Source organism: Bordetella pseudohinzii (genome assembly GCF_000657795.2).
Classification (GTDB): domain Bacteria; phylum Pseudomonadota; class Gammaproteobacteria; order Burkholderiales; family Burkholderiaceae_B; genus Bordetella; species Bordetella pseudohinzii.
In genome coordinates this window covers 18,339-43,835 of record NZ_JHEP02000020.1, presented here as the reverse complement: position 1 = coordinate 43,835, position 25,497 = coordinate 18,339, and the positions used below count along the sequence as shown (strand labels likewise).

At 67.6% G+C, this 25,497-nt stretch carries 24 protein-coding genes and 1 pseudogene; 14 read left to right on the top strand and 11 right to left on the bottom strand.

Features of this window, described 5'->3' with window-relative positions:
- Positions 1 to 85: 85 nt before the first annotated feature.
- On the top strand, positions 86 to 1,663 hold the full coding sequence (locus L540_RS19715) for a CYTH and CHAD domain-containing protein (protein WP_043212169.1): 1,578 nt from the start codon (positions 86 to 88) through the stop codon (positions 1,661 to 1,663).
- Between the two features lie 5 nt (positions 1,664 to 1,668).
- Here the strand turns inward: L540_RS19715 and ftsY are convergent, their stop codons facing one another.
- Positions 1,669 to 2,844: a signal recognition particle-docking protein FtsY gene (gene ftsY, locus L540_RS19710; protein WP_043212171.1), complete on the bottom strand. Its 1,176-nt coding sequence runs from the start codon at positions 2,842 to 2,844 to the stop codon at positions 1,669 to 1,671.
- A gap of 71 nt (positions 2,845 to 2,915) precedes the next feature.
- On the opposite strand from ftsY, the gene rsmD reads away from it, so the two are divergent.
- The 4 genes from rsmD (at position 2,916) to L540_RS19690 (ending at position 5,597) form a co-directional block, all read left to right on the top strand.
- Positions 2,916 to 3,536, top strand: a complete 621-nt coding sequence (rsmD, locus tag L540_RS19705; protein WP_043212173.1) for a 16S rRNA (guanine(966)-N(2))-methyltransferase RsmD — start codon at positions 2,916 to 2,918, stop codon at positions 3,534 to 3,536.
- 23 nt (positions 3,537 to 3,559) lie between these two features.
- The gene (gene coaD, locus L540_RS19700) at positions 3,560 to 4,072 is read left to right on the top strand and encodes a pantetheine-phosphate adenylyltransferase (RefSeq protein ID WP_043212174.1); all 513 of its coding nucleotides are present in this window, start codon (positions 3,560 to 3,562) and stop codon (positions 4,070 to 4,072) included.
- A 62-nt stretch (positions 4,073 to 4,134) separates the two neighbouring features.
- On the top strand, positions 4,135 to 4,389 hold the full coding sequence (locus tag L540_RS19695) for a YfhL family 4Fe-4S dicluster ferredoxin (protein WP_029578347.1): 255 nt from the start codon (positions 4,135 to 4,137) through the stop codon (positions 4,387 to 4,389).
- Positions 4,386 to 5,597, top strand: a complete 1,212-nt coding sequence (locus L540_RS19690) for a benzoate/H(+) symporter BenE family transporter (protein WP_043212176.1) — start codon at positions 4,386 to 4,388, stop codon at positions 5,595 to 5,597. The genes L540_RS19695 and L540_RS19690 overlap by 4 nt, the downstream gene beginning before the upstream one ends.
- Here the strand turns inward: L540_RS19690 and L540_RS19685 are convergent.
- Both L540_RS19685 and L540_RS19680 read right to left on the bottom strand, forming a co-directional pair.
- Positions 5,594 to 5,977: an MOSC N-terminal beta barrel domain-containing protein gene (locus L540_RS19685; protein WP_043212178.1), complete on the bottom strand. Its 384-nt coding sequence runs from the start codon at positions 5,975 to 5,977 to the stop codon at positions 5,594 to 5,596. The genes L540_RS19690 and L540_RS19685 overlap by 4 nt on opposite strands.
- Positions 5,974 to 8,463, bottom strand: a complete 2,490-nt coding sequence (locus tag L540_RS19680; RefSeq protein ID WP_043212179.1) for an AsmA family protein — start codon at positions 8,461 to 8,463, stop codon at positions 5,974 to 5,976. The genes L540_RS19685 and L540_RS19680 overlap by 4 nt, the downstream gene beginning before the upstream one ends.
- Before the next feature lie 459 nt (positions 8,464 to 8,922).
- Here L540_RS19680 and L540_RS19675 point away from each other — a divergent pair, with 459 nt between their 5' ends.
- The 3 genes and pseudogenes from L540_RS19675 to L540_RS19665 all read left to right on the top strand — a co-directional run bounded on the left by L540_RS19675 (position 8,923) and on the right by L540_RS19665 (position 11,231).
- The gene (locus tag L540_RS19675) at positions 8,923 to 9,321 is read left to right on the top strand and encodes a DUF2946 family protein (RefSeq protein WP_043212181.1); all 399 of its coding nucleotides are present in this window, start codon (positions 8,923 to 8,925) and stop codon (positions 9,319 to 9,321) included.
- Between the two features lie 277 nt (positions 9,322 to 9,598).
- Positions 9,599 to 9,799: pseudogene (locus L540_RS21665) on the top strand (TonB-dependent siderophore receptor); the annotation flags it as partial.
- A gap of 10 nt (positions 9,800 to 9,809) precedes the next feature.
- Entirely contained in the window at positions 9,810 to 11,231 is a 1,422-nt protein-coding gene (locus L540_RS19665; RefSeq protein WP_043212185.1) for a PepSY-associated TM helix domain-containing protein, read from the top strand.
- 18 nt (positions 11,232 to 11,249) lie between these two features.
- Here the strand turns inward: L540_RS19665 and L540_RS19660 are convergent, their stop codons facing one another.
- The 3 genes from L540_RS19660 to L540_RS21330 all read right to left on the bottom strand — a co-directional run bounded on the left by L540_RS19660 (position 11,250) and on the right by L540_RS21330 (position 13,991).
- Positions 11,250 to 12,098, bottom strand: a complete 849-nt coding sequence (locus tag L540_RS19660; RefSeq protein WP_043212188.1) for a fumarylacetoacetate hydrolase family protein — start codon at positions 12,096 to 12,098, stop codon at positions 11,250 to 11,252.
- A 72-nt stretch (positions 12,099 to 12,170) separates the two neighbouring features.
- Positions 12,171 to 13,133, bottom strand: a complete 963-nt coding sequence (locus tag L540_RS19655) for a Bug family tripartite tricarboxylate transporter substrate binding protein (RefSeq protein ID WP_043212189.1) — start codon at positions 13,131 to 13,133, stop codon at positions 12,171 to 12,173.
- A 63-nt stretch (positions 13,134 to 13,196) separates the two neighbouring features.
- Positions 13,197 to 13,991 carry a GntR family transcriptional regulator gene (locus L540_RS21330; protein ID WP_053073265.1) on the bottom strand — a complete coding sequence of 265 codons (795 nt, stop codon included), beginning with the start codon at positions 13,989 to 13,991 and terminating at the stop codon, positions 13,197 to 13,199.
- Positions 13,992 to 14,126: 135 nt separating this feature from the next.
- Between L540_RS21330 and L540_RS19645 the strand changes: the two genes are divergently transcribed.
- The 6 genes from L540_RS19645 to L540_RS19620 are packed head-to-tail and all read left to right on the top strand — an operon-like array spanning position 14,127 to position 21,158.
- Positions 14,127 to 15,314 carry a CaiB/BaiF CoA transferase family protein gene (locus L540_RS19645; RefSeq protein ID WP_231584903.1) on the top strand — a complete coding sequence of 396 codons (1,188 nt, stop codon included), beginning with the start codon at positions 14,127 to 14,129 and terminating at the stop codon, positions 15,312 to 15,314.
- Entirely contained in the window at positions 15,311 to 16,123 is an 813-nt protein-coding gene (locus tag L540_RS19640; RefSeq protein ID WP_043212191.1) for an enoyl-CoA hydratase/isomerase family protein, read from the top strand. Before L540_RS19645 ends, L540_RS19640 begins: the two co-directional genes overlap by 4 nt.
- A gap of 10 nt (positions 16,124 to 16,133) precedes the next feature.
- A complete protein-coding gene (locus L540_RS19635; RefSeq protein ID WP_043212193.1) occupies positions 16,134 to 17,069 on the top strand; it encodes a hydroxymethylglutaryl-CoA lyase in 936 nt (311 codons plus the stop codon).
- A 20-nt stretch (positions 17,070 to 17,089) separates the two neighbouring features.
- A complete protein-coding gene (locus L540_RS19630) occupies positions 17,090 to 18,274 on the top strand; it encodes an acyl-CoA dehydrogenase family protein (protein WP_048026690.1) in 1,185 nt (394 codons plus the stop codon).
- A gap of 20 nt (positions 18,275 to 18,294) precedes the next feature.
- Positions 18,295 to 19,662, top strand: a complete 1,368-nt coding sequence (locus L540_RS19625; protein WP_043212195.1) for an MmgE/PrpD family protein — start codon at positions 18,295 to 18,297, stop codon at positions 19,660 to 19,662.
- Positions 19,663 to 19,664: 2 nt separating this feature from the next.
- Complete coding sequence (locus L540_RS19620) at positions 19,665 to 21,158, top strand: class I adenylate-forming enzyme family protein (protein ID WP_043212197.1); 1,494 nt, start codon at positions 19,665 to 19,667, stop codon at positions 21,156 to 21,158.
- A 1-nt stretch (position 21,159) separates the two neighbouring features.
- On the opposite strand, the gene L540_RS19615 is transcribed toward L540_RS19620, so the two are convergent.
- The 5 genes from L540_RS19615 to ychF form a co-directional block, all read right to left on the bottom strand.
- Positions 21,160 to 22,122 carry a Bug family tripartite tricarboxylate transporter substrate binding protein gene (locus L540_RS19615; RefSeq protein WP_043212199.1) on the bottom strand — a complete coding sequence of 321 codons (963 nt, stop codon included), beginning with the start codon at positions 22,120 to 22,122 and terminating at the stop codon, positions 21,160 to 21,162.
- A gap of 135 nt (positions 22,123 to 22,257) precedes the next feature.
- Entirely contained in the window at positions 22,258 to 22,449 is a 192-nt protein-coding gene (locus L540_RS19610; RefSeq protein ID WP_043212202.1) for a hypothetical protein, read from the bottom strand.
- Between the two features lie 19 nt (positions 22,450 to 22,468).
- Positions 22,469 to 22,900 carry a hypothetical protein gene (locus L540_RS19605; RefSeq protein WP_043212204.1) on the bottom strand — a complete coding sequence of 144 codons (432 nt, stop codon included), beginning with the start codon at positions 22,898 to 22,900 and terminating at the stop codon, positions 22,469 to 22,471.
- A gap of 164 nt (positions 22,901 to 23,064) precedes the next feature.
- The gene (locus L540_RS19600; protein ID WP_131726033.1) at positions 23,065 to 23,886 is read right to left on the bottom strand and encodes a hypothetical protein; all 822 of its coding nucleotides are present in this window, start codon (positions 23,884 to 23,886) and stop codon (positions 23,065 to 23,067) included.
- Between the two features lie 367 nt (positions 23,887 to 24,253).
- Positions 24,254 to 25,345: a redox-regulated ATPase YchF gene (ychF, locus tag L540_RS19595; RefSeq protein ID WP_043212209.1), complete on the bottom strand. Its 1,092-nt coding sequence runs from the start codon at positions 25,343 to 25,345 to the stop codon at positions 24,254 to 24,256.
- Positions 25,346 to 25,497: the final 152 nt, after the last annotated feature.

The following is a 25,497-nucleotide window of genomic DNA, read 5'->3' as shown; positions in this document are numbered from 1 at the left end:
CTTGATTTATTTCCAGAATATGAACAGTCATCAAGAAACGGTTGTGCCATGATTATCATCCCGACTTTTGCGTGGGCAGGCCGACATGTCAGAACAAGAGTTGAAACTGCACATCCCCGCCGCCGCGGTCGGCGGCGTCAGGCAGGAAATCGCCAGGCGGCAGGCCACGCGCCTGCCCCTGCGCGCCATGTACTTCGATACCCCCGAGCGCGAGCTGGTCAAGGCCCGGATTGCCTTGCGGCTGCGCCAGGAGGGCGATGCCTGGGTGCAGACGGTCAAGATGCCCGGGGCCAACGCCATCAGCCGCATCGAGCTGAATCACCTGCGGCCCGGCCCGGTGCTGGATCTGTCGGTCTATGCCGGCACCGAAGTGGGCGAAGCCCTGTCGCGCGTCCAGGGTCAGCTGGGCGTGCGCTACGAAACCGATGTGCAGCGCCTGCTCTGCAAGCTGCGCGCCCGCGAGGGCACGGTCGAGGCCGCCCTGGATCAAGGCGTGTTGCGGGCCGGCGGCCTGGAGCTGCCCATCTGTGAAATCGAATTCGAGCTGCTCTCGGGCCGCCCGCAGGCCATCTTCAGCATCGCGCGCGGCTGGCAGAAGCGCCATGGCCTGGTGCTGGACTCGCGCAGCAAGTCCGAGCGCGGCGATGCGCTGGCGCAATTGGCCGCCGAGCTCGCCCTGGCCGACGATGACGCCAGCGCCCGGCAAATCGTGGCGCGCTTCTGGGCGCCCCGCGGCGCGGCCGCCATCCGCCTGAGCACCGACATGACGCCCGGGCAGGCCATGAGCCGCGTGGCCGAGGAATGCCTGGAGCAGATCATCCGCAATGCGGCCATGCTGGCCGAGGTCGACACCGCCGGGGTCTATGCCGCTGGCGGCCCCGAGCATGTGCACCAGCTGCGCGTGGGCATGCGCCGGCTGCGCTCGGCCTGGCGGCTGTTCGAGGATGCTGTCGAAACGCCGCCCGCCCCGCTGCAAGCCGGCATCCGCGAATACTTCGGCGCCCTGGGCGCCAGCCGCGACCAGGACGTGCTGGCCGACAGCATCGTGCCCGCCCTCACCCAGGCCGGCATGCCCGACATCCCGGTCGAGCCGGTGGTGCGCGGCGCCGACGCGCATGCGCTGTGCAGCGGCGCGGCCTTCCAGGGCTGGCTGTTGGATCTGTACGAATGGAGCCTGCGTCCGGCGGACATTGCCCCGCCGGCGCCCGCCGGGGCCGAGGGCCAGCCCCTGGAGCCGGCCATCATCCCGCTGGACGCCGCGCCGCCCAAGCCCACCCTGCTGCCCTTCCTGACGCGGCGCCTGCGCAAATGGCATAAACAGGTGGTCTCGCAGGGCGTGCGCTTCGGCGACCTGGAACTGCCCGCCCGCCATGAGCTGCGCAAGCGCGCCAAGCGGCTGCGCTATGGTTTGTCATTCGCCGAATCGCTCCTGCCCGGAAGCCGGCTGCGCGAGTACCGCAAGCTGCTGGCCCAGGTGCAGGATCTGCTGGGCGAAATCAATGATCTCGCGGTGGCCGCCGACCACTATCGCGCCCAAACCCTGAACCATCCGCAGGCCTGGTTCGCGCTGGGCTGGATCGCCGCCCGCCTGGAAACGCTGGCCACCCAGGCCCAGCCCGCCTTCGCCAGGCTGGCCAAGGGCAAGGGCTTCTGGAAGGCCTAGCGGCCTCAATCGGCCAATAGCGCGGCGGCGAACTCCTCGGCCACGAAGGGCTGCAGGTCTTCGAGCCCCTCGCCCACGCCGATCCAATAGACCGGCACGGGGCGCACGCCCTGGCTGCCGGCCGCGACCGCGGCCAAGGTGCCGCCCTTGGCGGTGCCGTCCAGCTTGGTCACCACCAGGCCGGTGAGCTGGATGGCGGCATCAAAGGCGCGGATCTGGGCCAGCGCGTTCTGGCCGGTATTGCCGTCGACCACCAGCAGCACTTCATGCGGCGCGGCCGCATCGGCCTTGCCGATGACGCGGCGGATTTTCTTGAGCTCTTCCATCAGGTGCAGCTGCGTGGGCAGGCGCCCGGCGGTGTCGATCATGACCACGCCGACGCCGCGCGCGCGGCCCGCGTTGACGGCGTCAAACGCCACGGCCGCCGGGTCGCCGCCCTCCTGGGCGATGACGGTGACGTTGTTGCGGCTGCCCCATTCGATCAATTGCTCGCGCGCCGCGGCGCGGAAAGTGTCGCCCGCGGCCAGCAGCACGCTGGCGCCCTGGCGCTGGAAGGTATGGGCCAGTTTGCCGATGGAGGTGGTCTTGCCCGCGCCATTGACGCCGGCAATCATCACCACCAGGGGTTTGCCGCGCTGCAGGTCAAAGCCGCGCTCCAGCGGCTTGAGGTGCTCGGCCAGCAATTGGCGCAGCGCCACCTTGACCTGGGCGGGATCCTCGATGCGTTCTTTCTTGACGCGGGCGCGCAGCGCCGTGAGCAGTTTTTCGGTGGCCTCTATGCCCGCGTCGGCCATGATAAGGGCCGACTCCAGTTCTTCGAACAGGTTTTCGTCGACTTTGACGCCGACAAAAATGCCGCCGATGCTCTGGCCGGTCCGCGCCAGCCCCTGCTTGAGCCGGCTGAGCCAGGAGGCCTTCTTGGGCGCGGCGGCGGCCGGCTCGGCTTCGGGCGCGGGCGGTTGGGGCGCGGGCGCTGGAGGGACCGGGGGTGGCGGCTCGGCTGGCGCGGGCTCAACGGGGACCGACGCGACGGGCGGCGGCTCGACCGGGGCGGAATCAACGGGGGACGGGTCAACAGGCGGCGGGACAGGCTCGGCCGGCTGGACGGCGGGCTCCGGCGGCGGCGCGGGCGTGGCCGGCGCGGCGGGCGGAGGGGTCTTTTTCTTGAAGAAGCTGAACATGTTCAAAAGTATATTCGGGATCGCCCTTGCCACGCCCGAACGGCTACTATTCGCGCCAGGAGGTTCCGTTCTTGAAGCAATCCGCAAGCGGCGCGCGCGCCATCCGCATTGTCGGCGGCCAGTTCCGCCGCACCCCGATCACCGTGCCGGACGTCCCCGGCCTGCGCCCCACCCCCGACCGGGTGCGTGAAACCCTGTTCAACTGGCTGGCCCATCTCTGGCAAGGCGATTTCCATGACAAGCGCGTGCTGGATCTGTTCGCCGGCAGCGGCGCGCTCGGGCTGGAAGCCGCCTCCCGCGGCGTGGCGCAAGTCCAGATGGTCGAGCGCGACCGGGCCGCGGTGTCCGCGCTACGGACACTGCGCGACAAATTGCAGGCCGAGCAAATCCGCATCCACGCCGGCGACGCGCTGCAGGCCCTGTCGCGCATGGATGCCTCGCGCTTTGACCTCGTCTTGCTGGACCCGCCTTTCGGACAGGGCTGGCTGGAGCGGATCTGGCCGCTTCTGCCGCCGGTGCTGGCCGATGGCGCCCTGGTCTATGTGGAATCGGAATCGCCCGTCCCGGCCCCGCCGGCGTTCACGCTTTTGCGCGATGGCAAGGCCGGAGCTGTCCATTACTGCCTGCTTCAATTTGCTGCATTGCGGAAAACGGACAATAATCCGGGTTCGGAGGATGGTGTAACGCCATAAACATATAAGGTTTGGGAGCCCGCATGATCACCGCCGTATACCCCGGCACGTTCGACCCGCTGACGCGCGGTCACGAAGACTTGGTTCGCCGCGCCGCAACCCTGTTCGACAAAGTGGTTGTGGGAGTGGCCTACAGCCGCAACAAAAAGCCCTTTTTCAGCATCGACGAGCGCGTGGAGATCGCGCGCGAGGTGCTGGGGCATTACCCCAATGTCGAAGTGCAGAGCTTCGGCGGCCTGCTCAAGGATTTCGTCCGCGAACAGAACGGGCGCGTCATCGTCCGCGGCCTTCGCGCCGTGTCCGACTTCGAATACGAATTCCAGATGGCCGGCATGAACCGCCATCTGCTGCCCGACGTCGAGACGCTGTTCATGACGCCCTCGGATCAATACCAGTTCATCTCGGGCACCATCGTGCGCGAAATCGCGCAGCTGGGCGGCGACGTCAGCAAGTTCGTCTTCCCCTCGGTCGAGCGCTGGCTGCAAGCCAAGGCCAAGGAACGCCGCGAGCAATCCTGGCCCAATAACGCCGGCTGATCCCGGCGCCGGGCCGCCCGGCGCTACAATGCGAGGGACTCCCGTCCCTCGCGCCGTCTGCCATGGCCTTACTCATCACCGACGAATGCATCAACTGCGACGTCTGCGAACCGCAGTGCCCCAACGAAGCCATTTCGATGGGCGAGGACTATTACGTCATCGATCCTGACCGCTGCACCGAATGCGTCGGCCATTACGACGAGCCGCAGTGCAAGGTGGTCTGCCCGGTCGAGTGCATCGAGCTGCACCCCCAGTGGAAAGAAGGCCAGGAGGCCCTGATGGCCAAGTACCGCCGCCTGACCGGCGCGCCCGCATGAGCGGGCCCGAATCGTCTTCCGCGCTCAGCGCCGCCCACCGTCCCGCCGCCCAGGATCTCTCGGCCTCGGCCGTGGTCGCCGGGCTGGTCGCGGTCATCGTCAGTTTCAGCGGCACCGCCGTGCTGATGGTGCAAGCCGGCCATGCCGGCGGCCTGGACACCGCGCGGATCGGCTCCTGGCTGGGCGCCATCTGCCTGGCGCTGGGCCTGGGCGGCGCCCTGGTCAGCCTGCGCACCGGCCTGCCCGTGGTCTTCGCCTGGTCCACGCCGGGCGCGGCGCTGCTGGTCACCGGCCTGGCCGGCGTGCCTTTTGACCAGGCGGTCGGCGCCTTCATGCTGGCCGCCCTGCTCACCCTCATCTGCGGCGTCTTCGGCTGGATCGATCCCATCGTGCGCCGCATCCCGGGCGAAATCGCCGGCGCCATGCTGGCGGGCGTGCTGCTCAATTTCGGCATGGGCGTGTTCCGCAGCATGGCCGGCGCGCCGGCGCTGGTGCTCACGATGTGCCTGGCCTATCTCGTCTTCAAACGCTGGCTGCCGCGCTTTGCCATCATGGCCGTGCTGGGCCTGGGCCTGGCCGTGGCCGCCGGCCAGGGCCTGCTGCACCTGGACACCGTGAGATGGGAGTGGACCGAGTTCGTCTGGACCACGCCGACCTTCACGCTGCAGGCCGCCATCAGCCTGGGCGTGCCGCTGTTCGTGGTGGCCATGGCGTCGCAAAACCTCCCCGGCCTGGCCATCCTGCAAGCGGCGGGCTACCGCCCCCCGGCCTCGCGCCTGGTGGCCCTGACTGGCCTGGCCGGCCTGGCCGCCGCGCCCTTCGGGGCCCATAGCATCACGCTGGGCGCCATCATCGCCGCCCTGTGCACCGGCCCCGAAGCCCATCCCGACCCCGCCCGGCGCTATGTGGCCGCGGCCACCTACGGCCTGAGCTATGTGCTCCTGAGCGTGGCGGCCGGCACGGTCGCGGTGTTTTTCCAGGCCTTGCCGGCGGCGCTCATCGCCGCGCTGGCCGGGCTTGCGCTATTGGGCGCCATCATGGGCGGCATGGCCAATGCCATGGGCAGCCCGCAGCGCCGCGAGGCGGCGCTGATCACCCTGCTGGCCACGGCCTCGGGCGTGAGTTTCTGGGGGATAGGATCGGCCTTCTGGGGCCTGGCCGCGGGCCTGCTGGCCCACGCGGTGTTCAGCCTGCGCGCCCGGGCCTAGGCCGGCCAGCGCACGGCCTCCATATCGGGGTGCACCTTGAGCAGCCGGGCCGGGATGCCCAGATGGTTGGACATCCAGGCCGCGGCCAGTTCGCCTTCGTCGACGACATCGACGGCCTGCCCGCCGATGAGGACCTGGTAGCGCACGCTGTCATCGTCCTCGATGACATCCAGCGGGATGTCCAGGCGCAGCATGCCCGGCGCCCGCAGCACCAGATAGCCCAGCCGCAACTCCACGCTGACCTGCTCCAATCCGGGGCAGAGTTCGCGCGTCAGCCACTGGCCGGCGTCATTGCTGACCAGCCAGCGGCGTTCGTAATCGGCCGCCTGGGCCTGTTCGGTGCGGCCGCAGCCGGCCACTGGCTGATAGGTCGCGCTCATCTGCCCAGGACGTCCTTGAGGGCCTTGCCCACATTGCTCTTGCCGGCCTTGCCGCCCAGGGCTTCCTTGATCTTGCTCTCCACGCCGCGCTTGAGCAGCGTGCCGGCGATCTGGCGCCATTGCACCGTGTAGACCGGCTTGTCGAACGTGCCGCTGATGAGCACCGGCACCGGCAGGTTGCGCAGCTCGGCGAGGTCCTTGCCTTCGTTGCTGGTATTGACCACGCGCGCGATCGCCACGAGGTTGAACGTGTTGTTGACGAAGTCGATGGCGGCCGGCTGGCCCTGCGACACGCGCAGGTAGTCCGTGGCGATGTCCAGGCGCTTGACCGTGCCCACGCCCTTGGCCAGCGTCAGGTCGCCCTCCATGGCGCTAAAGTTGGTCTGGCGCGCGTTGTCGGCGGCGAAGGTCATGTCCTCGGCCTGACCGCTGACCAGGGCCTTGAGCTCGCGCAGGGTCTGCACGAGGTTGATGCCCTTGACCGCGCCGTCACGCAGGCGCACCTGCGCCGAGCCGCCCAGATTGGTGGTCAGCGCATAGCTGTTGGCGCCGGACGTGCTCAGGTCCAGCGCCAGGCTGCCATTGCCCGACAAGGTATTGCGCTTGGCGACATCGACCAGCAAGGGCTCGATGGCGATGCCGTTGAGGTTGAGCTTGGCGGCCATCTGGTTGCCCTCGGCCGCATTGACCGAGAACGTACCGGCCAGCTTGCCGTTGTAGAGATCGGCGGCCAGGCCGGTGACATCCAGCTTGCCTTTCTCCAGCTTGATGCTGGCGCCCACCTGCGAGGCCTTCAGGCCGCGCACGACCAATTGGCCGACCTTGATCGTGCCATTGGCGGTGGGGCCCACCAGCCCGGAAAGATTGATGCTGTCGTCGGCCGGCTTGGCCGGCGCGGCGGGCTTGGCCGGCGGTTTGGATTCGTCCTGCTTGCCGTCGCCAGCCGGCTTGGCGGGCGCGGCCGCCACGGGCGGCGCCAGCTTGTCGAGATCCAGCGTGTCCACGGCCAGCGCGAACTTGAGCACGGGCTGGGCCGAGAGCTGGGCCAGGTCCGCGGTGAGGTCGAACTTGCCGCCCTCGAGCACGGCGTTGATCTTGGCGCTGGCCTGGTCCTTGAGCAGGTCGGCCGACATGCTGCCGATCACGGGGATCTGCAGGCTGCCCTTGGGCAGGGCCGGGTCGGTGATGTTGACGTCGCCCTTGAGCGCGGCCAGGCCGATGACGCGCTGCGCGAGGTTCAGCGACACCGGCGAGGCGAACACCGTCTTGACCACGCGCTCGCCCTGCTTGAAGCTGCCGTCGACCTTGGCTTCCTTGATATCCAGCTCGGAGGCATTGCCGCTGATGCCGGTCAGGCCGAAGCTGGTGTCCAGCGCCTGATTGCGGATGCGCCCGGTGAGCGCATCGCCGCCAGCCGAGGTGGGCGAGATATGTAGGCTGGGCGTATCCAGCGCGAATTCAAAGGGGCCATCGGCGGCCGTGCCCTTGGCGCGCACGGCGAGTTTCTCGACCTGCAACTGGGTCTTGTGCGGGTCCATGGAAAGCTTGGGCACCGCCACGCTGGCTTCCACGCCCGTCAGCTTGGCCGAGGGGTGGGCGATATCGCCCTGGAAGAGCATCTCCAGGCCGGCCACGTCCAGCGAAGAGGTCGCGCCATTGAAGGCCAGGTTGCCGCGCACCACCAAGCTCTTGGCCTGGGCGCTGGGGATCTTGCCCTCCATGCGCAGATCCAGGCGCTGGGCGGAATAGCGTTTGGCCGCCGGATCCAGGCGCAGCAACGCCTGGCCGGTCAGGCCGGCGTCAAAGCGCGGATCCCCGCCCTCGACGCGCGCCGTCAGGCTCACGTCGAAAGGCTGGTTGAACGTCACCCGTCCGGTATTGGCATTGAGCTGCGTGACCGATACCGCCATGCCGGTCATGGCGTCCTGCATCTGCAGTTCGCCGTCCTTGAGGTCCAGGCCGGCGATATCGATCTGCATGCTGCGCGGCGCGCTGACCGTGCCGCTGGACAGGGCCTGGGCGGCGCCCGAGATGGCGCCCGCCGTGGCCTCGGCCGCATTGGCCGGCACGCCGGTGTTCTGCACCGGGCCGCCAACCAGATTCTCGAAGTTGAAATGGCCGCTCTTGTCGCGCATGACGCGCGCCTTGAAGCCATTGATGGTGACGTGGTCGACCACCAGGTTATTGGACAGCAAGGGCCAGACAGCCACGGCCAGGCGCATGCTGTCGATGGACGCGAAGGTCTCGGGGCTCTTGGGCTCGGACAGGGATACGCCCTGCACCGACAGGCCGATGCGCGGGAACAGCGAAAGCTCGATCTCGCCTTCGATCGTCAGCGTGCGCTGATAGCGCTCCTGGACCAGTTCCTCAAGCTTGTACTTGTAGGCATTGGGATCGAAGGTCAGCAGGAAGATGGCCAATCCCACGACCGCCACCAGCACCAACACCACCAAGCCTATCAAAATGCGCTTGAACCACGTCTTCATTGCCGCCCCGTCGATAACTCGACTTGGAATAATCCCAAAAGGGCCGGCCCCGTCGGGACCGGCGCGTTCACCGTGGCTACCCTCCGCCAACCAGGACCGCCAGCATTCAAGGCAAGCCACATCGGCCTGGCCGAGGCGACAAGGCAGAGGTTTCGGGGAAAAGGGAGCGTCAACGGCTTGATCCGCGCGCAGCCGCGCCGGATAACGCTATCGTAACAAATCAGGGGCGCCCCCAAGGAAATGCCGCGCATCCCGGAAGCCAAAACCCCTGCGTTTGCGCAAGCATAAGGGAAAATCCCAGGCCTGGCAGGCTCTTCATGCCTGAAAACCCGCCCCGAATCGCCGCTTTCCCAGTGGCGCGCGGCAGGTTTTGTTGCGCAATGGCGAGTTTTGCAACTTGCCGCGGCCCTGCCCGGCGGCGCGCCGCCGCCCGCAAGTGGTCTAGAATCCCCAGCCATCATGCATGCCCGGGCCGCCACCTTGCCGCGATGCCGCGCCGCCGTTTTCTGGCTGGCGCTGCTGCTGTTCGCGCTCAAGGCCCTGGTGCCCCAGGGCTTCATGCCCGGCTCGCCGCATGGCGGCACACTGATCCAGCTCTGCTCGGCCTCCGGACCCATCTGGGTGCAGGGCCCGTCCAAGGCCGATCACGCGCCCGACGAGCGCCATGCCGCGCAGGCCGCCGCCTGTTCGGTGGGCGCGGCCGTGGCCGCCGCGGCCCTGCTGGGCGCGCCGCCCGCGCCGGCGCCGGTTGCCGAGCAGGTCTTGCCCATCGCCGCGCGCGCCCCGCCCGCGCCGCGCGCCTATCCCGTCCTCAGCGCGCCGCTCGGCGCGCGCGCCCCTCCCCGCTCTCTCGCCTGATCGCCGCCGGCAGCGTGCTGCCGGCCTGATGCTTGCCGTCCCTTTCGGACGGTTCTCAACGATTTGAACGAGAGATTCCATGCGAACCCCCTTCGTCAGGATGCGCCTGGCCGCACGTTGCTGCGCGTCCGTGGCCACCCTGCCCAGCATCGCCGTGCGCGGCGATGACGCTGTTCTGCTGCAACCCGCCGCCACCGGCACCCTGCCGGGCCTGACGCCCTTGCAGACGCCAGCCAGCCTCGACATCGCCGACAGCGCGCAGCTGCGCGAACGCGGCGCGGTCAACAAGCTGGAGATGGCCGGCTACACCACCCCCGACCCGGCGCTCATCTGGGAGGCGCGCCGCGACCTCACCCTGGCCCTGCGTGGCTACAACGTCTTCGACCGCCAGTACGCCGAGACCGCCTACGACAACCAGACCCAATGGCTGGTCGGCGAAGGACGGCGCGCGGAACTGAGCGCCAACGACCGCTTCTGAGGAGAGTGTGATGTCCCTGCCCCTGAACGAAGGCCTGGCCGAACGCGCCGCCTCGGGCGACCTGTACCGCGCGGTCTGGCGCTGGCACTTCTATGCCGGCTTGCTGGTCCTGCCCTTCATGATCGTGCTGGCCCTCACCGGCGCCCTCTATCTGTTTCACAACGAGATCGAGGATGCCTGGTACCGCGACCTGCGGCAAGTGCCCGCGGCCAGCGGCGCGCCGCATGCGCCCGAAGCCATCGCCGCCGCCGCGCTGGCCGCCCAGCCCGGCGGCGCCCTGCTCAAATACCTGCCGCCCGCCTCGGCGCGCGCTTCGGCGCAGGCCGTGGTGCGCACACCGGCGGGCGAGCGGCTATCGATCTATGTCGATCCCTATACCGGGCGCATACTGGGCAGCCTGCCCGAGCGCGGCACCCTGATGTGGACCATCCGGCGGCTGCACAGCCTGGACTACTTCGGGCCCGTGGCCAACGCCCTGATCGAGGTCGCCGCCGGATGGTCTGTGCTGCTGGTGGCCAGCGGCCTCTATCTCTGGTGGCCGCGCGGCCGCCGTCAGGGCGTCGTCACGGTGCGCGGCGGGCCAGGCCGGCGGATCTTCTGGCGCGACCTGCATGCGGTGACCGGCCTGTTCGCGGCCTTCTTCATCGTGTTCCTCGCCCTGACCGGACTGCCCTGGTCGCAGGTCTGGGGCGCCAAGGTCAACCAATGGGCCAATGGCAGCAATTTCGGCTATCCGGCGGGCGTGCGCGTGCAGCTTCCGATGTCCGACCTCAAGCTGGCCGACCAAGGGCGAACCACCTGGTCGCTGGAGCAGGCGCGGCTGCCGCTGTCCGGCGGCGGGCATGAAGGCCACGCCGGCCATGACGCCAACGGCCCGGCGCACGCCCACCCGGCCATGCCCGGGGACGCGCCGGCCGCCATCGGCCTGGACCGCGCGGTGGCGGCTTTCGAGCGCCTCGGCCTGGCGCCGGGCTATGCCATCAACCTGCCCAACGGCCCGCGCGGCGTCTATACGGCCTCCGTCTATCCCAACGACCTGCAAAAGCAGCGCGTCGCGCACCTGGACCAATACAGCGGCAAACCGCTGCTGGACATGCGCTATGCCGACTACGGCCCGCTGGGCAAGACACTGGAATGGGGCATCAATGTGCACATGGGCCAGGAATTCGGCCTGGCCAACCAGATTATCCTGAGCCTGGCCTGCCTGGGCATCGTGCTGCTGTCGGTGTCGGCGGCCGTCATGTGGTGGAAGCGCAGGCCCGCCGGCCGGCTGGGCATACCGCCCGCGCCGCGCGAAGCCCGCGCCCTGCGCGGCGTGCTGACCATCATGGTGATCGGCGGCCTCGTCTTCCCGCTGGTGGGCCTGTCGCTCATCCTGATGTGGCTGCTCGACAGGCTGGCCCTGCGGCTGGCGGCGGCCCGCGCCGGATAGGCCGGCCGCCGCCGCTCGCTAGCGCGCGAAAGCCACCACGCGCTGGCGCTGGCTGCCCAGGCCCTGCACGCCGAGGGTCATGACATCGCCCTCGCGCAGGAAGACCGGCGGCTTCATGCCCAGGCCCACGCCCGGCGGCGTGCCGGTGATGATGACGTCGCCCGGCAGCAGCGTCATGAAGCGGCTGACATAGCTCACGATGGTCTTCACCCCGAAGATCATCGTGCGCGTATTGCCGGTCTGCATGCGCTGGCCGTTCACGTCCAGCCACAGGTCCAGCGACTGCGGATCGGGCACGTCGTCGCGCGTGACCAGCCAGGGGCCGATGGGCCCGAAGGTGTCGCAGCCCTTGCCCTTGTCCCAGGTGCCGCCCCGGTCCATCTGGAATTCGCGCTCGCTCACGTCGTTGACCACGCAATAGCCGGCCACGTAATCCAGCGCCGCCGCCTCCTCGACATAGCGCGCGCGCTCGCCGATGACGATGCCCAGCTCCACTTCCCAGTCTCCCTTTTGCGACCCTTCGGGCAGCATGACGGGATCGTCCGGGCCCTGGATGCAGGACGTGGCCTTCATGAAGATCACGGGCTCCTTGGGCACCGGCGCGCCGACCTCGGCCGCATGGTCGAAATAATTCAGGCCGATGGCGATGAACTTGCCCACATTGGCCACGGGGCATCCCATGCGCGGCTCGCCCGCCACGGCCGGCAGGCCGGCCGGATCATGGGCGGCCAGCGAGGCCAGCGCCTGGCGGCCGAGTTGCGCCGCGCCGATATCGGGCACCACGCCCGACAGATCCCGCAACACGCCTTGCGCGTCGATCAGGCCGGGCTTTTCCTGGCCCGCCGGGCCGAATCTCACCAGTTTCATGCTTGCTTCCTCATTGCTGCTTTGATGATGAAAGACGCGGGGCCGCCCCCGCGCCACGACTTGCTCGCCGCCCTATTCCAGCTGGACGTTGGCGGTCTTGATCGTGTCGCCCCAGCGGGCGATCTCGGCCTTGATATAGGTGTTGGTCTCGTCGGGCGTGCTCAACATCACCTCCGCGCCCAAGGCGCCCAGCTGCTGCTGCACGGCCGGATTGCGCAAGGCGATCTGCATGGCCTTGTTGAGTTTCTCGACGATGGGCGCGGCAGTGCCCTTGGGCACCAGCAGCGCGGCCCAGGTCTGGGCGTCAAAGCCGGGCACGCCGGCGCGATCCATGGTCGGGATGTCGGGCAGCGCCTTGGACCCGTTGCGGCTGCCCACGGCGAAGACCTTCAAGGCGGCCTTCTGCACATGCGGCATGATGGCCGGCCCCGACTCGAACATCATCGCCACATCGCCGCTCATGAGCCCGGTCAGGGCGGCGGCCGCGCCGCGATAGGGAACGTGCATGATGTTGAGCCCGGCCTGGCGCTTGAACATTTCCATCGTGAGGTGATTGGTCAGGCCCGTCCCGCCCGAACCATAGTTCAGCTGCCCGGGGTGTTGTTTGACGTAGTCGATCAGTTCCTTGAGATTATTGGCCGGAAAATCGGCGCGCGTCACGAGAAACTGCGGCACCGCCACCACCATGGACACCGCGGTGAAGTCCTTCAGCGTATCGTAGGGCAGCTTTCTGTAGAGCCCGGGGTTGATCGCCAGCGGCCCGCTGGAGGCCATCAGCAGCGTATAGCCATCGGCATCGGAGCGCTTGGCGCCCTCCATGCCGATGATGCCGCCGGCGCCGCCGCGGTTGTCGACGAAAAATGCCTGGCCCAGCGACTCCGTCAATTGCTGGCCGATGGTGCGGGCCAGCACGTCGGTCGTCTGTCCGGCCGGGAAGGGCACGATGATCTTCACGCCCCGGTCGGGGTAGTCGGCCTTGGCCGCCGCGCCGGACAGGGCGCCCAGGCATAACAATGCTGCGAGTGCTCGTTTCATGGACTGTCTCCTCCATCCTTTTTTGTCCGAGCACGCTACAAATGCGCCGAAAGGAAAGTCAGCTCATGGCTCCTCTCCATGTTCCCATTCGGTCTGCAACTTGAAGCGGTCGGCCACGTAGAAGTTTTCAGATACCGTCAGCAGACGGTCTTGCGGGTCGAAATACGCGCGCAGCATCCGCAGGGCGGGGCTGCCGCTGTCCAGGCCGAGCTGGAACAGGGCGTTCTCAGGCATCAGCGTGGCTTCAATCTGCTGGCGGATCCGGTGGATCTCCTGACCGTAATCGTCCCGCAGCATCTTGTAGATGCTGGGATGATTGCCATGCAGTTTTTCTTTGATCTTCTCGAACTCGGGACGCAGATAGACGCGCGTGTACGAAATCACGCGGCCGTTCTCGACCAGGCAACGGTTGGTATGCAGCACCAGCCATTTCGAGCCGGCCTCGCAGCGCAGCGACTCCGCCATGGCCTCGTCGGCCACCGCCACGGTTTCGCCGAAGACCTCCAGGCGGGTCTGGTCCGTGTAGGCCAGGAGGTCCTTCATGGTCCCCAGGCCCGCCACATAACTGGGCTGGGCGGCGCCCGGCTGGGCCGACATCACCACCGTGCCGATGCTGGGATAGCGCACGATCATGCCGGTGTCGACCAGGCGCCGGGTGGCTTCCCGGACCGTATGGCGGCTCACGCCGAAAGTGGCGCTCAGCTGCGCCTCGGTCGGCAGCAGGGAGCCCACGGGGTACTTCCCCGACATGATGCCGTCCAGCAGGCTTTGGTGCAGCCAGGCATAGCGCGGCTGGGTTTTGCTCCTGGGCGTGGCCCGCGTGGGCTTGCCCAGGGGCTTGCCGTCGTTCTTGGACATGCGTCCACCTTAGATCCAAAAAAGTTTAGAAAGCAATGTACGTACATTAAAACTCAATGTAAAGTGATAAATGTACGTACATTAGACCTAGCGTTTGAGCGCCCGCCCGCGGGGGCATTGGACGGAGACAAATCCATGCAACACACGAGCGACACCGCCCCGGACTCGCCCGCCCGCCCCTTCGAGGGCATGGTGGTGGTCGAGCTGGGGCACAGCGTGGCCGCGCCATTCGCCGGACAGATTTTCGGCGAACTGGGCGCCACGGTCATCAAGGTGGAAAAACAGGAGGGCGATGCCGCCCGCGCCTGGGGCCCTCCCTTCCAGGAAGGCGCGGCCACCCTCTTCCAGGCCCTTAACCGCAACAAGCAGTCCGTCGTCTGCGACCTGCGCGATCCGGCGCAGACCGAAGCCCTCAGGCAATTGATCGCCGATCGCGCCGATGTGGTGCTGCAGAACCTGCGCCCCGGCCAGGTCGACGCGCTGGGACTGGGCGGCGCGGCGCTGCTGGCGCGCAAGCCCTCCCTGGTCTACTGCAATATGGGCGCCTTCGGCGGCGTGGGGCCGCTGCGCCAGCATCCGGGCTACGACCCCTTGATGCAGGCCTTCGGCGGCATCATGAGCACCACCGGCGAGGCCGGCCGGCCCTCGGTGCGCGTGGGCGCGTCCATTGTCGACATGGGCACCGGCATGTGGGCGGTGATCGGCGTGCTGGCCGCGCTGCTGCAACGCCAGGCCAGCGGCCGCGGCCGCATTGTCGATGTCTCGCTGTTCGAGACGGCGACCACCTGGGTGTCCCTCATCGCCGCGCAGGTGCTGGTCTCGGGCGAAGCGCCCCCGCGCTACGGCTCGGGCACGGCCAGCATCGTGCCCTACAAAGGCTATGCCACGGCCGACGGCGAGATCGTCGTGGCCGCCGGCAATGACGGGCTGTTCCGCAGTCTGGCCCAGGCGGTCGGCCACCCCGAGTGGGCCCAAGATCCCCGCTATGCGGACAACCCCAGCCGCGTGGCCAACCAGGCCGAACTCTACGGGGCGCTGGACGCCATCTTCGCGCGCCAGCCCACCGCCTATTGGCTGGAACGGCTGGAGGCGGCCGGCCTGCCCTGCTCGCCGGTCAACGACATGAACCAGATGCTGGCGCATCCGCAGACCCAGGCCCTGGGCCTGGTGCAGCGCGTGCCCGGCACGGGCATGGATTTCATCGGCCTGCCCTTGAGCTTCGACGGCCAGCGGCCCCAGCCCCAATCACGCCCGCCGATGCTGGGCGAACACACCGCGACGCTGCTGGGACAGACCCCGGCCACCATGGAGACCCGCACATGAGCCCCACCCCACCGCCCCTGCCCGACTACGAGACCGTGACCGCGCGGCCGCATGGCGAACACGTCCTGGTGGTGACGCTGAACCGCCCGCAGGCGGGCAATGCCATCAACACGCAGATGGGGCGCGACCTGCTCGATCTCTGGAACCGGCTGACCGAGGATGCCGGCCAGATACGCTGCGTGGTGCTCACCGGCGCGGGCGAGCGCATCTTCTGCGCCGGCGGCGACCTCAAAGAGCGCAACGGCATGAGCCGCGAAACCTGGCAGCGCCAGCATGAACTCTTCGAGCGCATGTACTGGACCCTGGTGGACCTGCCGCTGCCGGTGATCGCGGCGGTCAATGGCCATGCCTATGCCGGCGGCCTGGAAATGGCGCTGTCCTGCGACTTTCTCTACGCCAGCCGCGAGGCGCGCTTCGCGCTGACCGAAGTCACGCTGGGCATCATGCCCGGCGCCGGCGGCACCCAGAACCTGCCGCGCGCGGTAGGCGAGCGCCGCGCCAAGGAGATCCTGATGACGGGCCGCCCCTTCGATGCCGCCCAGGCCCTGGACTGGGGGCTGGCCAATGCGCTGCACGCGCCGGCCGACGTCCTGCCGGCCGCGCTGGCCACGGCCGAGGTCATCGCCGGCAACGCGCCCCTGTCGGTGCGTCAGATCAAGAAATCCGTGCGCTACGGCGGCCAAATGGAGCTGCGCACCGCCTTTCGCTTCGAAATCGAGGCCTACAACCACCTGGTCGATACCGACGACCGCCGCGAGGGCGTGCTGGCCTTCAACGAAAAACGCAAGCCCGTCTTCACGGGCCGCTGAGGAGAACATCATGGCAAGAGACGTCATCCTGCGCGAGGTGGGCCTGCGCGACGGCCTGCAAAGCGTCGCCACCTTTGTGGCGACCGAGGCCAAGCTCGAATGGATACGCCGCGAGGCGGCCGCCGGCGTGGCCGAGATCGAGGTCACTTCCTATGTGCCGCCCAAGCTGCTGCCGCAATTCGTGGATGCCGCCGACGTCACCGCCGGCGCCCTGCGCGTGGCCGGGCTGACGGTGGCCGCGCTGGTGCCCAACACCCGCGGCGCGCAGCGCGGGCTGGAACTGGGCGTGCACAAGATCAATTTCGTCATGTCGGTGAGCGAGACGCACAACATAAAGAATGTGCGCCGCAGCCGCGAAGCGTCGCTGGCCGACTTCCGCGACATGGCCGCGCTGGCGCGCGCCCATGCGCGCCGCCCCATCCTGTGCGGCGGCCTGGCGACCGCGCTGGGCTGCTCTTATGAAGGCGCGGTGCCGGTGGACGACGTGGTGCGCTACGCCGTGGCGCTGGCCGAGGCCGGCGCCGATGAGCTCATCATCCCCGACACCGTGGGCTATGCCAACCCGGCGCTGGTGCGCCGCGTCTTCAAGGCCGTGCTGGCCGAAGTCGGCTCGCTGCCGGTCGCGGCCCACTTCCATGACACGCGCGGCACCGGCCTGGCCAATCTGCTGGCCGCGCTGGACTGCGGCGTGCGCGCCTTCGACGCCTCGCTGGGCGGACTGGGCGGCTGCCCCTTCGCGCCCGGCGCCACCGGCAACATCGTCATGGAAGACGCCGCCTACATGCTGGAATCCATGGGCGTGAATACCGGCATCGATCTGAACGCCCTGCTCGAAGTGCGCCAGCTGCTGCAGGCCGCGCTGCCCGAGGCCACCCTCTACGGCGGCCTGGCGCGCGCCGGCCTGCCGCGCGGCTTCACCCCGGCCCGCGAGGCCCTGGCCGCCTGACCCCCTTCATTCGAGACACCATGGACACTTTTCCCTCCCCGCTTGCCATGCCCCTGGGCGAAGACTTCCCCGAAGTGCGCGACAGCGTGCGCCGCATCTGCGAGCAGTTTCCCGGCGAGTACTGGCGCCGTCTCGAACAGGATGAGCGCTACCCCGACGAGTTCGTCGCCGCGCTCACCGAATCGGGCTTTCTGGCCGCCCTCATCCCCGAGGAATACGAAGGCAGCGGCATGCCGCTGCGCGCGGCCGCCGTCATCCTGGAAGAAATCCATGCCGCCGGCTGCAATGCCGGCGCCTGCCACGCCCAGATGTACACCATGGGCACCCTGCTGCGCCATGGCAGCCGCGAACAGAAAGCCCGTTACCTGCCGGCCATCGCGCGCGGCGAACTGCGGCTGCAGGCCTTTGGCGTGACCGAGCCCACCAGCGGCACCGACACCACGCGCCTGAAGACGCGCGCCGTGCGCGACGGCGACAGCTATGTGATCAACGGCCAGAAAGTCTGGACCTCGCGCGCGCTGCAATCCGACCTCATGCTGCTCCTGGCGCGGACCACGCCCTATGACGAGGTGCAGAAGAAAAGCGACGGCCTGTCGGTCTTCCTGGTCGATATCCGCGCCGCGCTGGGCCACGGCATGGACATCCGGCCGCTCAAGGCCATGATCAACCACAACACCACGGAAGTCTTTTTCGACAACCTGCGCATCCCCGCCGACAGCCTGATTGGCGAAGCCGGCAAGGGCTTTCGCTACATCCTGGACGGCATGAACGCCGAGCGCATCCTGGTGGCTTCCGAAGCCATCGGCGATGCGCGCTGGTTCACCGACCGGTCGGTGGCCTACGCCAGCGAGCGCCGCGTCTTCGACCGCCCCATCGGCCAGAACCAGGGCATCCAGTTCCCCATCGCGCGCGCCCATGCCGAGACCCAGGCCGCCGACCTGATGCTGCGCAAGGCCGCCACGCTTTTTCAGGCCGGCCTGCCCTGCGGCGACGAGGCCAATATGGGCAAGATGCTGGCTTCCGAGGCCGCCTGGCACGCCGCCGAAGCCTGCCTGCAGACCCATGGCGGATTCGGCTTCGCGCGCGAATACGACGTCGAGCGCAAATGGCGCGAAACGCGGCTGCTGCAGATCGCGCCCATCTCCACCAACCTCATCCTTTCTTACATCGGCCAGCACATGCTGGGCATGCCGCGCTCCTTCTGAGCGCGCGGACGGAGATCCTCATGACCGGACTGACCCAGGCGCTGGGCGCCTATATCGCCCAACCCGAGTTCGGCCCGCGCCAAGCGCAGGCCGAGGCCATCGCCCGCCAGGGCATGACCGACACCATCGCGGTGGCGCTGGCCGCGCGCGGCGAAACCGTCACCCGCATCGCGCTCGAACATGCCCGCGGCCTGGGCGGCGCCGGGCAGGCGCCCCTGTGGTTCGCCACCGAATCGCTGCCGCCCGCCCAGGCCGCCTTCGTCAATGGCGTGGCCGGCCACGCCCTGGACTACGACGATGTGGCCCTGTCCGGCCACCCCAGCACCGTGCTGACGCCGGCCATCCTCGCCCAGGCCCATGCCCAGGGCGCCTCGGGCCAGGCCTGCCTGCGCGCCTATATCGTGGGCTATGAAGTCTGGGCCGAGCTGACTTCGCGCGAACCCGATCCCTATCACATCAAGGGCTGGCATCCGACCGCGGTGTTCGGCACCGTGGCCGCCACGGCCGCCCTGGCCTGTCTGCGGGGCCTGTCATCGGCCGACGCCGCCCGCGCGCTGGCCATCGGCGCCAGCCTGGCCAGCGGACTGGTCGCCAACTTCGGCACCATGACCAAACCCCTGCACGCCGGCCGCGCGGCCGCGCTGGCCTTCGAAGCCCTGGCCTTGACGGGCCTGGGCTTGACGGCCGCGGCCGATGCGCTGGAGCATCATGCCGGCTTCCTGGCGGCGCTCTCGCCCCAGGGCCGGGCCGACCGCGAACGCCCCTTCGCGCCGGGCGAACCGCGCATCCTGGCCACCGGCCTGTCGATCAAGAAATACCCCGTCTGCTACTCGGGCCACCGCGTCATCGACGCCGTGCTCGACCTGGCGCGCAAACATGCCCTGGATGCCTCGCAGGTCGAGCGCGTGGCCATCGGCATCGGCCGGCCGCAAGCCTCCATGTTGCGCAACCCCGCCCCCGTCACCGCGCTGGAAGCCAAATTCAGCGCCCAGTTCGCGGTCGCCGCGGCGCTGGCGCGCGGCAAGGTGGGCCTGTCCGAACTGGACGATGACGTCGTCAATGCCCCGGCGCTGCGGACGCTCTACGACAAAGTGGACATCGGCATCGTCGAAGAGCCCGACCCCGAGGACGCCGCGTTTTCGCGCTATGACACCGTGGCGATCACGACGCGCGACGGGCGCGTGCTGCGCTCGGGCGAGATCCGCTATCCGCGCGGCCACGCCCACCTGCCCCTGCCCGAAGCGGAGCTGCGCGCCAAGTTCGAGGATTGCCTGGCCATCTGGCGCCGCCAGGCGCCGGACGACGCACTGCCCTCGGGCGGCGCCCTGTACGACAGGCTGGCCAGCCTGGCGCGGATCGACGATGTGCGCACCCTGTTCCGGAGCTGAGCATGGCCGACACCATCCCCTGGTCGCTGGAGCTGCACACCCTGGCCCAGCGCTTTGCGCAGGGCGTGGCCGTCGATGACGGCCAGCAACGGCTGGGCTATGCCGAACTCAATGCCCGCGCCCATGCGCTGGCCTGCGCGCTGCACACAGCCGGCGTGGGCGCGGGCGGCTGCGTCGGCATCTACCTGCCCAATGGCTGCGCGGCCGTCTGGGCCGACTACGGCGCCACGATCAGCGGCGCCTGCCTCGTGCACCTGAACGCGGCTTATACCCGTGATGAAATCCGCTGGAGCCAGCAGCTCACGCCCATGAGCCACATCATCACCGACCGCGCCCATGCCCATACCGTGCAGGACCTGGGCGCGGCGCTCATCCTCTGTGAAGATATCGCGCCCCTGGCCGCGCCGCCCCTGCTGCCCGCCGTCAATGCCGAAGACTGGGGCCGCGTTATTTTTTCCTCCGGAACCACCGGCAAGCCCAAGGCCCTGGTCTACGATCAAGGCCGGCGCTGGCTGGCCGCCGTCATGCTGCGCGCCGTGCTGCCCTTCACTCCCGGACCGGGCTCGCGCGTGCTCTTGATGACGCCCTATGTCCACGGCGCCTCCATGCAAGCGCGCGCCTGGATAGACCATGGCGGCACGGCGGTGCTGCTCCAGGGCGTGGACCTGGAGGCGGCCGGACGCGAATTGCGCGGCGGCGCCCTGGACGCCGTGTTCGCGCCCCCGACCGTGCTGGCCAAGCTGGCCGCCGCCTTCGAGGGCGAACAATTTCCGGGCGTGCGCTGCGTCTTCACCGGCACGCAGACCCTCACGCCCGGCCTCTACGCCAAGGCCCGCGCCCTGTTCGGCCCGACCGTGCGCATCACCTACGGCAAGAGCGAAAACGTCAACCCCATCACCGTGCTCGACCCCGCCGCCACCGAGGCTTGCTTTGCCGAAGGCGGCGGCGACGGCGCCTGCCTGGGCTGGCCGGCGCCCGGCGTGCAGCTGCGCATCAACGCCGACGCCGAAATCGAACTGCGTTCACGCCATATGTATATCGGCCATGTGGACCAGGACGGTTTTCACGCGCCCGACGCCGACGGCTGGCATCGCACCGGCGACCTGGGCCGCATCGACGAACGCGGCCGGCTCTGGCTGCTGGGCCGCATGGCCGACGTCATCAAGAGCGGCGGCTACAAAATCTATCCCGACGAAATCGAAGCCGCGCTGGCCGGCCTGCCCGATTGCGGCGAGATCTGCATCGTCGCCCTGCCCTCGGATTACTGGGGAGAAGTCATCATCGCCGTGGCCGAACGCGCCGGCGCGGCCTGGATAGACCAGGCCCGGCAGCATGTCCAGGGGCTGGCGCGCTATAAACATCCGCGCGCCCACATCGCCGTCGACGCCCTGCCGCGCAATCCGCAGGGCAAGATCAGCCGCCGCGCCGTGCGCGACCTGGTGCTGTCGGCCTATGCCCTGGCCGACGGCCCCTATCCCGCCCTGCGGGCGCGCTGACTCAGTCCACGCGCGCGTTCGAGGTCTTGACCGCCTGGCCCCAGACCGAGATTTCGCGCTGGATGAACTGGCGCGTGTCGGCCGGGCTGACCGACACCGTCTCGGCGCCCAGGCCCGCCAGCTTGTCCTGCAGATCGGCGCGGCTCAGCGCCTTGCGCGTGGCGGCATTGAGCTGCTCGATGACAGGCTTGGGCGTGCCCGCCGGCGCCAGCAGCGCGATCCAGGCCTGGGCCTCATACCCGGGCACGCCCTCGGCCGACACCGGCCGCGCCTTGGGAAAAGCGCGGGCGGGCTCCTTGCCGCCCACGGCCAGCACCTTCAGCGCGCCCGACTGCACATGAGGCATGATGGCCGGCCCGGCCTCGAACATCATGGCCACATCGCCGCTCATCAAACCCGTGAGCGCCGCCGACGCGCCGCGATAGGGCACATGCGTAATGTTCAGCCCAGCCTGGCTTTTGAACATCTCCATCGCCAGATGATTGGTCAACCCGCTGCCGCCCGAACCATAGTTCAGCTCGCCCGGATGGCGCTTCACATAGTCCAACAGCTCGCGCACATTATTGGCCGGGAAATCCGCCCGCACCACGAGGAACAGCGGCACCATGGCCACCAGGGCCACGGGCTCGTAATCCTTCTCCACGTTATAGGGCAGCTTGCGATAAAGCCCGGGATTGATCGCCACCGGGCCGCTGGCCGTCATCAGCAGGGTATAGCCATCCGCCTCCGAGCGCTTGGCCGCCTCCATCCCGATGATGCCGCCCGCGCCGCCCCGGTTGTCCACGAAGAAAGCCTGGCCCATGGCCTCGCCCAGCTCCTGCCCGATGGCCCGGGCAATCACGTCCGTGGTCTGCCCGGCCGGATACGGCACGATGATCTTGACCCCGCGCTCCGGATAGGCGGCCTGCGCCGCCGTCATCCCACACACCGCGCCCAGCAACAGACCTGCAATCCAATTGCGCATCCTCGCTCTCCTTTGACGGTCACGGCGCAGGTCTTCGCCTACATCCGTACATAAAAAATACTATGAATATTAATTATGTACGTACATTTGTCCGAGGCCAATCAAAATCGCGACGGCGCCCTCACGGATGGCGGGTCAGCCCCGGCGGCAGGCGTCCCTGACCATGCACACCAAGGTCAACAGACAGGCCGCGACCGGCGGCCCCCAGTCGTACAGCCGCAAGGGCCGCGCCCCCATGGACGTGGAAAAACCGATCACGACGAGGGTCCAGATCAAGGCCACCGCGATGACGATGACAAACGGCTTGGCGCCGAACGAGGTCTTCATATCCTGCTCCCCAAACGATTTACTTCTGCCACAAGAACGCCGGCCTCGCCCGCGCCGTCAGCATCCCGGCATAGCTCTTGCCATAGGCCAGGATGAGCAAACCGCAAAGCAGCAGCTCCTGCGTGCCCGTGAACAACTGCCTGGGATGAGGAGAAACGAAGAGATTCAGATAGCCGATCTGGAAAGCAATCCCGGCCATGACCGCCAGCGCCAGCGGCGTCAGGATATTGAACAGCAGCATCGTGCCCAGCACGATCTCCAGATACTTGATGAAAGGATAGAACCCGATATCGTTCATCGCGTTCAGATAGGGCCCCACCGCGCCCGCCTTGCTGAAATCCGGGATGACGCCAAAGACCGCGTAATTGATCCCGGACTTCAAGAAGTGGATGGCATAGTAAAAGCGCAACCACAGGATCAGGTACTTCCAGGGGGAATTCTCCGCTTGCACCGCTCTGTCTCCCTTGTATGGATGCTTATCGCCCCCGAGGCGGGGACGAGCCATTGGACGACAGGCCTTGCCCGGCAACAATACCGGTTTGCGAAATCCAGCTATGCATGAAGCGGCGGGCGGGCCATCGTGGCGGAGCATAAAGATCCGCCGGCACACCCCCCTTAATCCGTACTTTGCGAATTAAGGTTTCTTCGCAAAGCGCCGGCCGCGGGCGTCGGAAAGTGGAGCAACAACTCATCCACTTCCTTGCCCCATAGCGGGCCGATACGCTCGCTGAACTTCATATACTCCTGAATAGAGTCAAAGTAGTAAAGAATGTCGCGCGGCTTGTATTTCCCAAGCAGAATCGCGTCATATACCTTGTTGACAAAGAAATCCAAGTCCGGTTGTTCATGCTGCCGGAAGATGACAATCTGGCTACGATTCAAGGGTTTGCCTTGCAGCAAGTCATCGAAGCCGATGCGCGCGACCAGGCCAATAGTGGGGTCGAGCAAAAGCCCTTTTTCCGTGTTGACGAATAGCTGCGCATGATTGCCCACCGCGCCGCCATCGAAGCCCGCGAACTTCAGCTTGCTCGTCCTGCCGGCGAACAGATCATTGAAGTAGCCCGTCAAGATCGCGTAGTTGTCGCAATCCATCGACGTGTCGGCCAGCAGGTCTTCCAGCTTCAACGAGCGACTCGCCCCATACGGAGCCAAAGAATGCGCAAGGACTGACAGGAATGCAATTCTTTCTTCCTCCGCGGTCAAGTCCAGAGGGCCCAGTTTTTGGTCTACTTCCGAGGCACAGCTCTCGTAGAGTGCCGGGATCGCTTTCCTGGGGTCCGCCCGGACACCCGCCAGTTTATCCGGGCTCAGGCAAAGCAAATGATCGCTCGATCGCGCATCCGCCGGCTGATTGACATGAGAAGCCGCGGCACCGCCCAATCCCGCGACGATGACACAGCCCAGCACTACTGAGACCCACCCTACCTTTTTTTTCATACGCGCAAGAATTTCCGCCCAATCCAGCTTTTTACCAATGCGAGCCCCGGGGAAAAACGCTTCCCCTACGAGAAATGTTTCCAGGCTCGCTTATCTAGCTTCATTCTACTGTCACAGAAAAGCAGACCTTTGCCGGACAAGCGGCGCGACAAGACGGCGGCGGCTTCATCCACTGCAATGAGTCATCCGGCCAGGCCCCAGCTGCCAGTACAGCCCGCTCCCTTCTGAATCAGCGCCGACGTCCCGCCGGAGTCCATACGGCAGGTCGTTCAGACCTCGATGAGCAATAGCAACGCTTCGCGGACCAGCCAACCCTTGATGCCAAGGGCGGCTCATCCGCCAAGCGCTTCTGAGGTCCGAAATATCGTCAGACGTTGAACAGGAAGTTCATCACGTCGCCGTCCTGCACGACGTATTCCTTGCCTTCGGCGCGCATCTTGCCGGCTTCCTTGGCGCCCTGCTCGCCCTTGCAGGCGATGTAGTCGTCGTAGGAGATGGTCTGGGCGCGGATGAAGCCGCGTTCGAAGTCGGTGTGGATGACGCCGGCGGCCTGCGGGGCGGTGGCGCCGATGGGGATGGTCCAGGCGCGCACTTCCTTGACGCCGGCGGTGAAGTAGGTCTGCAGGCCCAGCAGCTTGAAGGCGGCGCGGATAAGGCGGTTCAGGCCGGGTTCTTCCATGCCCATGTCGGCCAGGAAGGCCTGGCGGTCGTCATCGGCCAGATCGACGATCTCGGATTCGATGGCCGCGCAGATGGCGACGACGGGCGCGTTGCGCTGGGCGGCGAATTCGGCGAGGCGGTCCAGCAGGGGGTTGTTGCTGAAGCCGTCGTCGCTGACGTTGCCGACATACATGGCGGGCTTGGCGGTGATGAAGCACAGCGGCTTGATGAGCGCGAATTCTTCATCGGACAGGCCCAGGCCGCGCACGGGCTTGGCCTGGTTCAAGTGGGCGATGCATTTTTCGAGCACGCTGACCAGGCGCTGGGCGTCCTTGTCGCCGGAGCGCGCGGTCTTGGAGTGGCGGTGCAGGGCTTTTTCGGCGGTCTGCAAGTCGGCCAGGGCCAGTTCGGTCTCGATGACTTCGATGTCGGCGATGGGATCGACCTTGCCGGCGACGTGGATCACGTTGGGATCCTCGAAGCAGCGCACGACGTTGACGATGGCGTCGGTTTCGCGGATATGCGAGAGGAACTGGTTGCCCAGGCCTTCGCCCTGGCTGGCGCCGGCCACCAGGCCGGCGATGTCGACGAATTCGACCGTGGCCGGCAGCACGCGCTCGGGCTTGACGATCTCGGCCAGCTTGCCCAGGCGGGGGTCGGGCACTTCGACCACGCCCACGTTGGGTTCGATGGTGCAGAAGGGGTAGTTCTCGGCCGCGATACCGGCGCGGGTCAGCGCGTTGAAGAGGGTCGATTTGCCGACGTTGGGCAGGCCGACGATGCCGCATTGCAGAGCCATGGAAATCCTTGAATGATGATGTCCCGGCGCTGCCGGGTGCGCGGCCGCTTGCGCCTGCGCCTGTATTGGGTAATCCGGGGACACGGCGCCTGGCTGGCGGGCGCCCCGCGATCGATCCGCGAAAACCGTGATTTTACCCGGTTGGCCGGGAG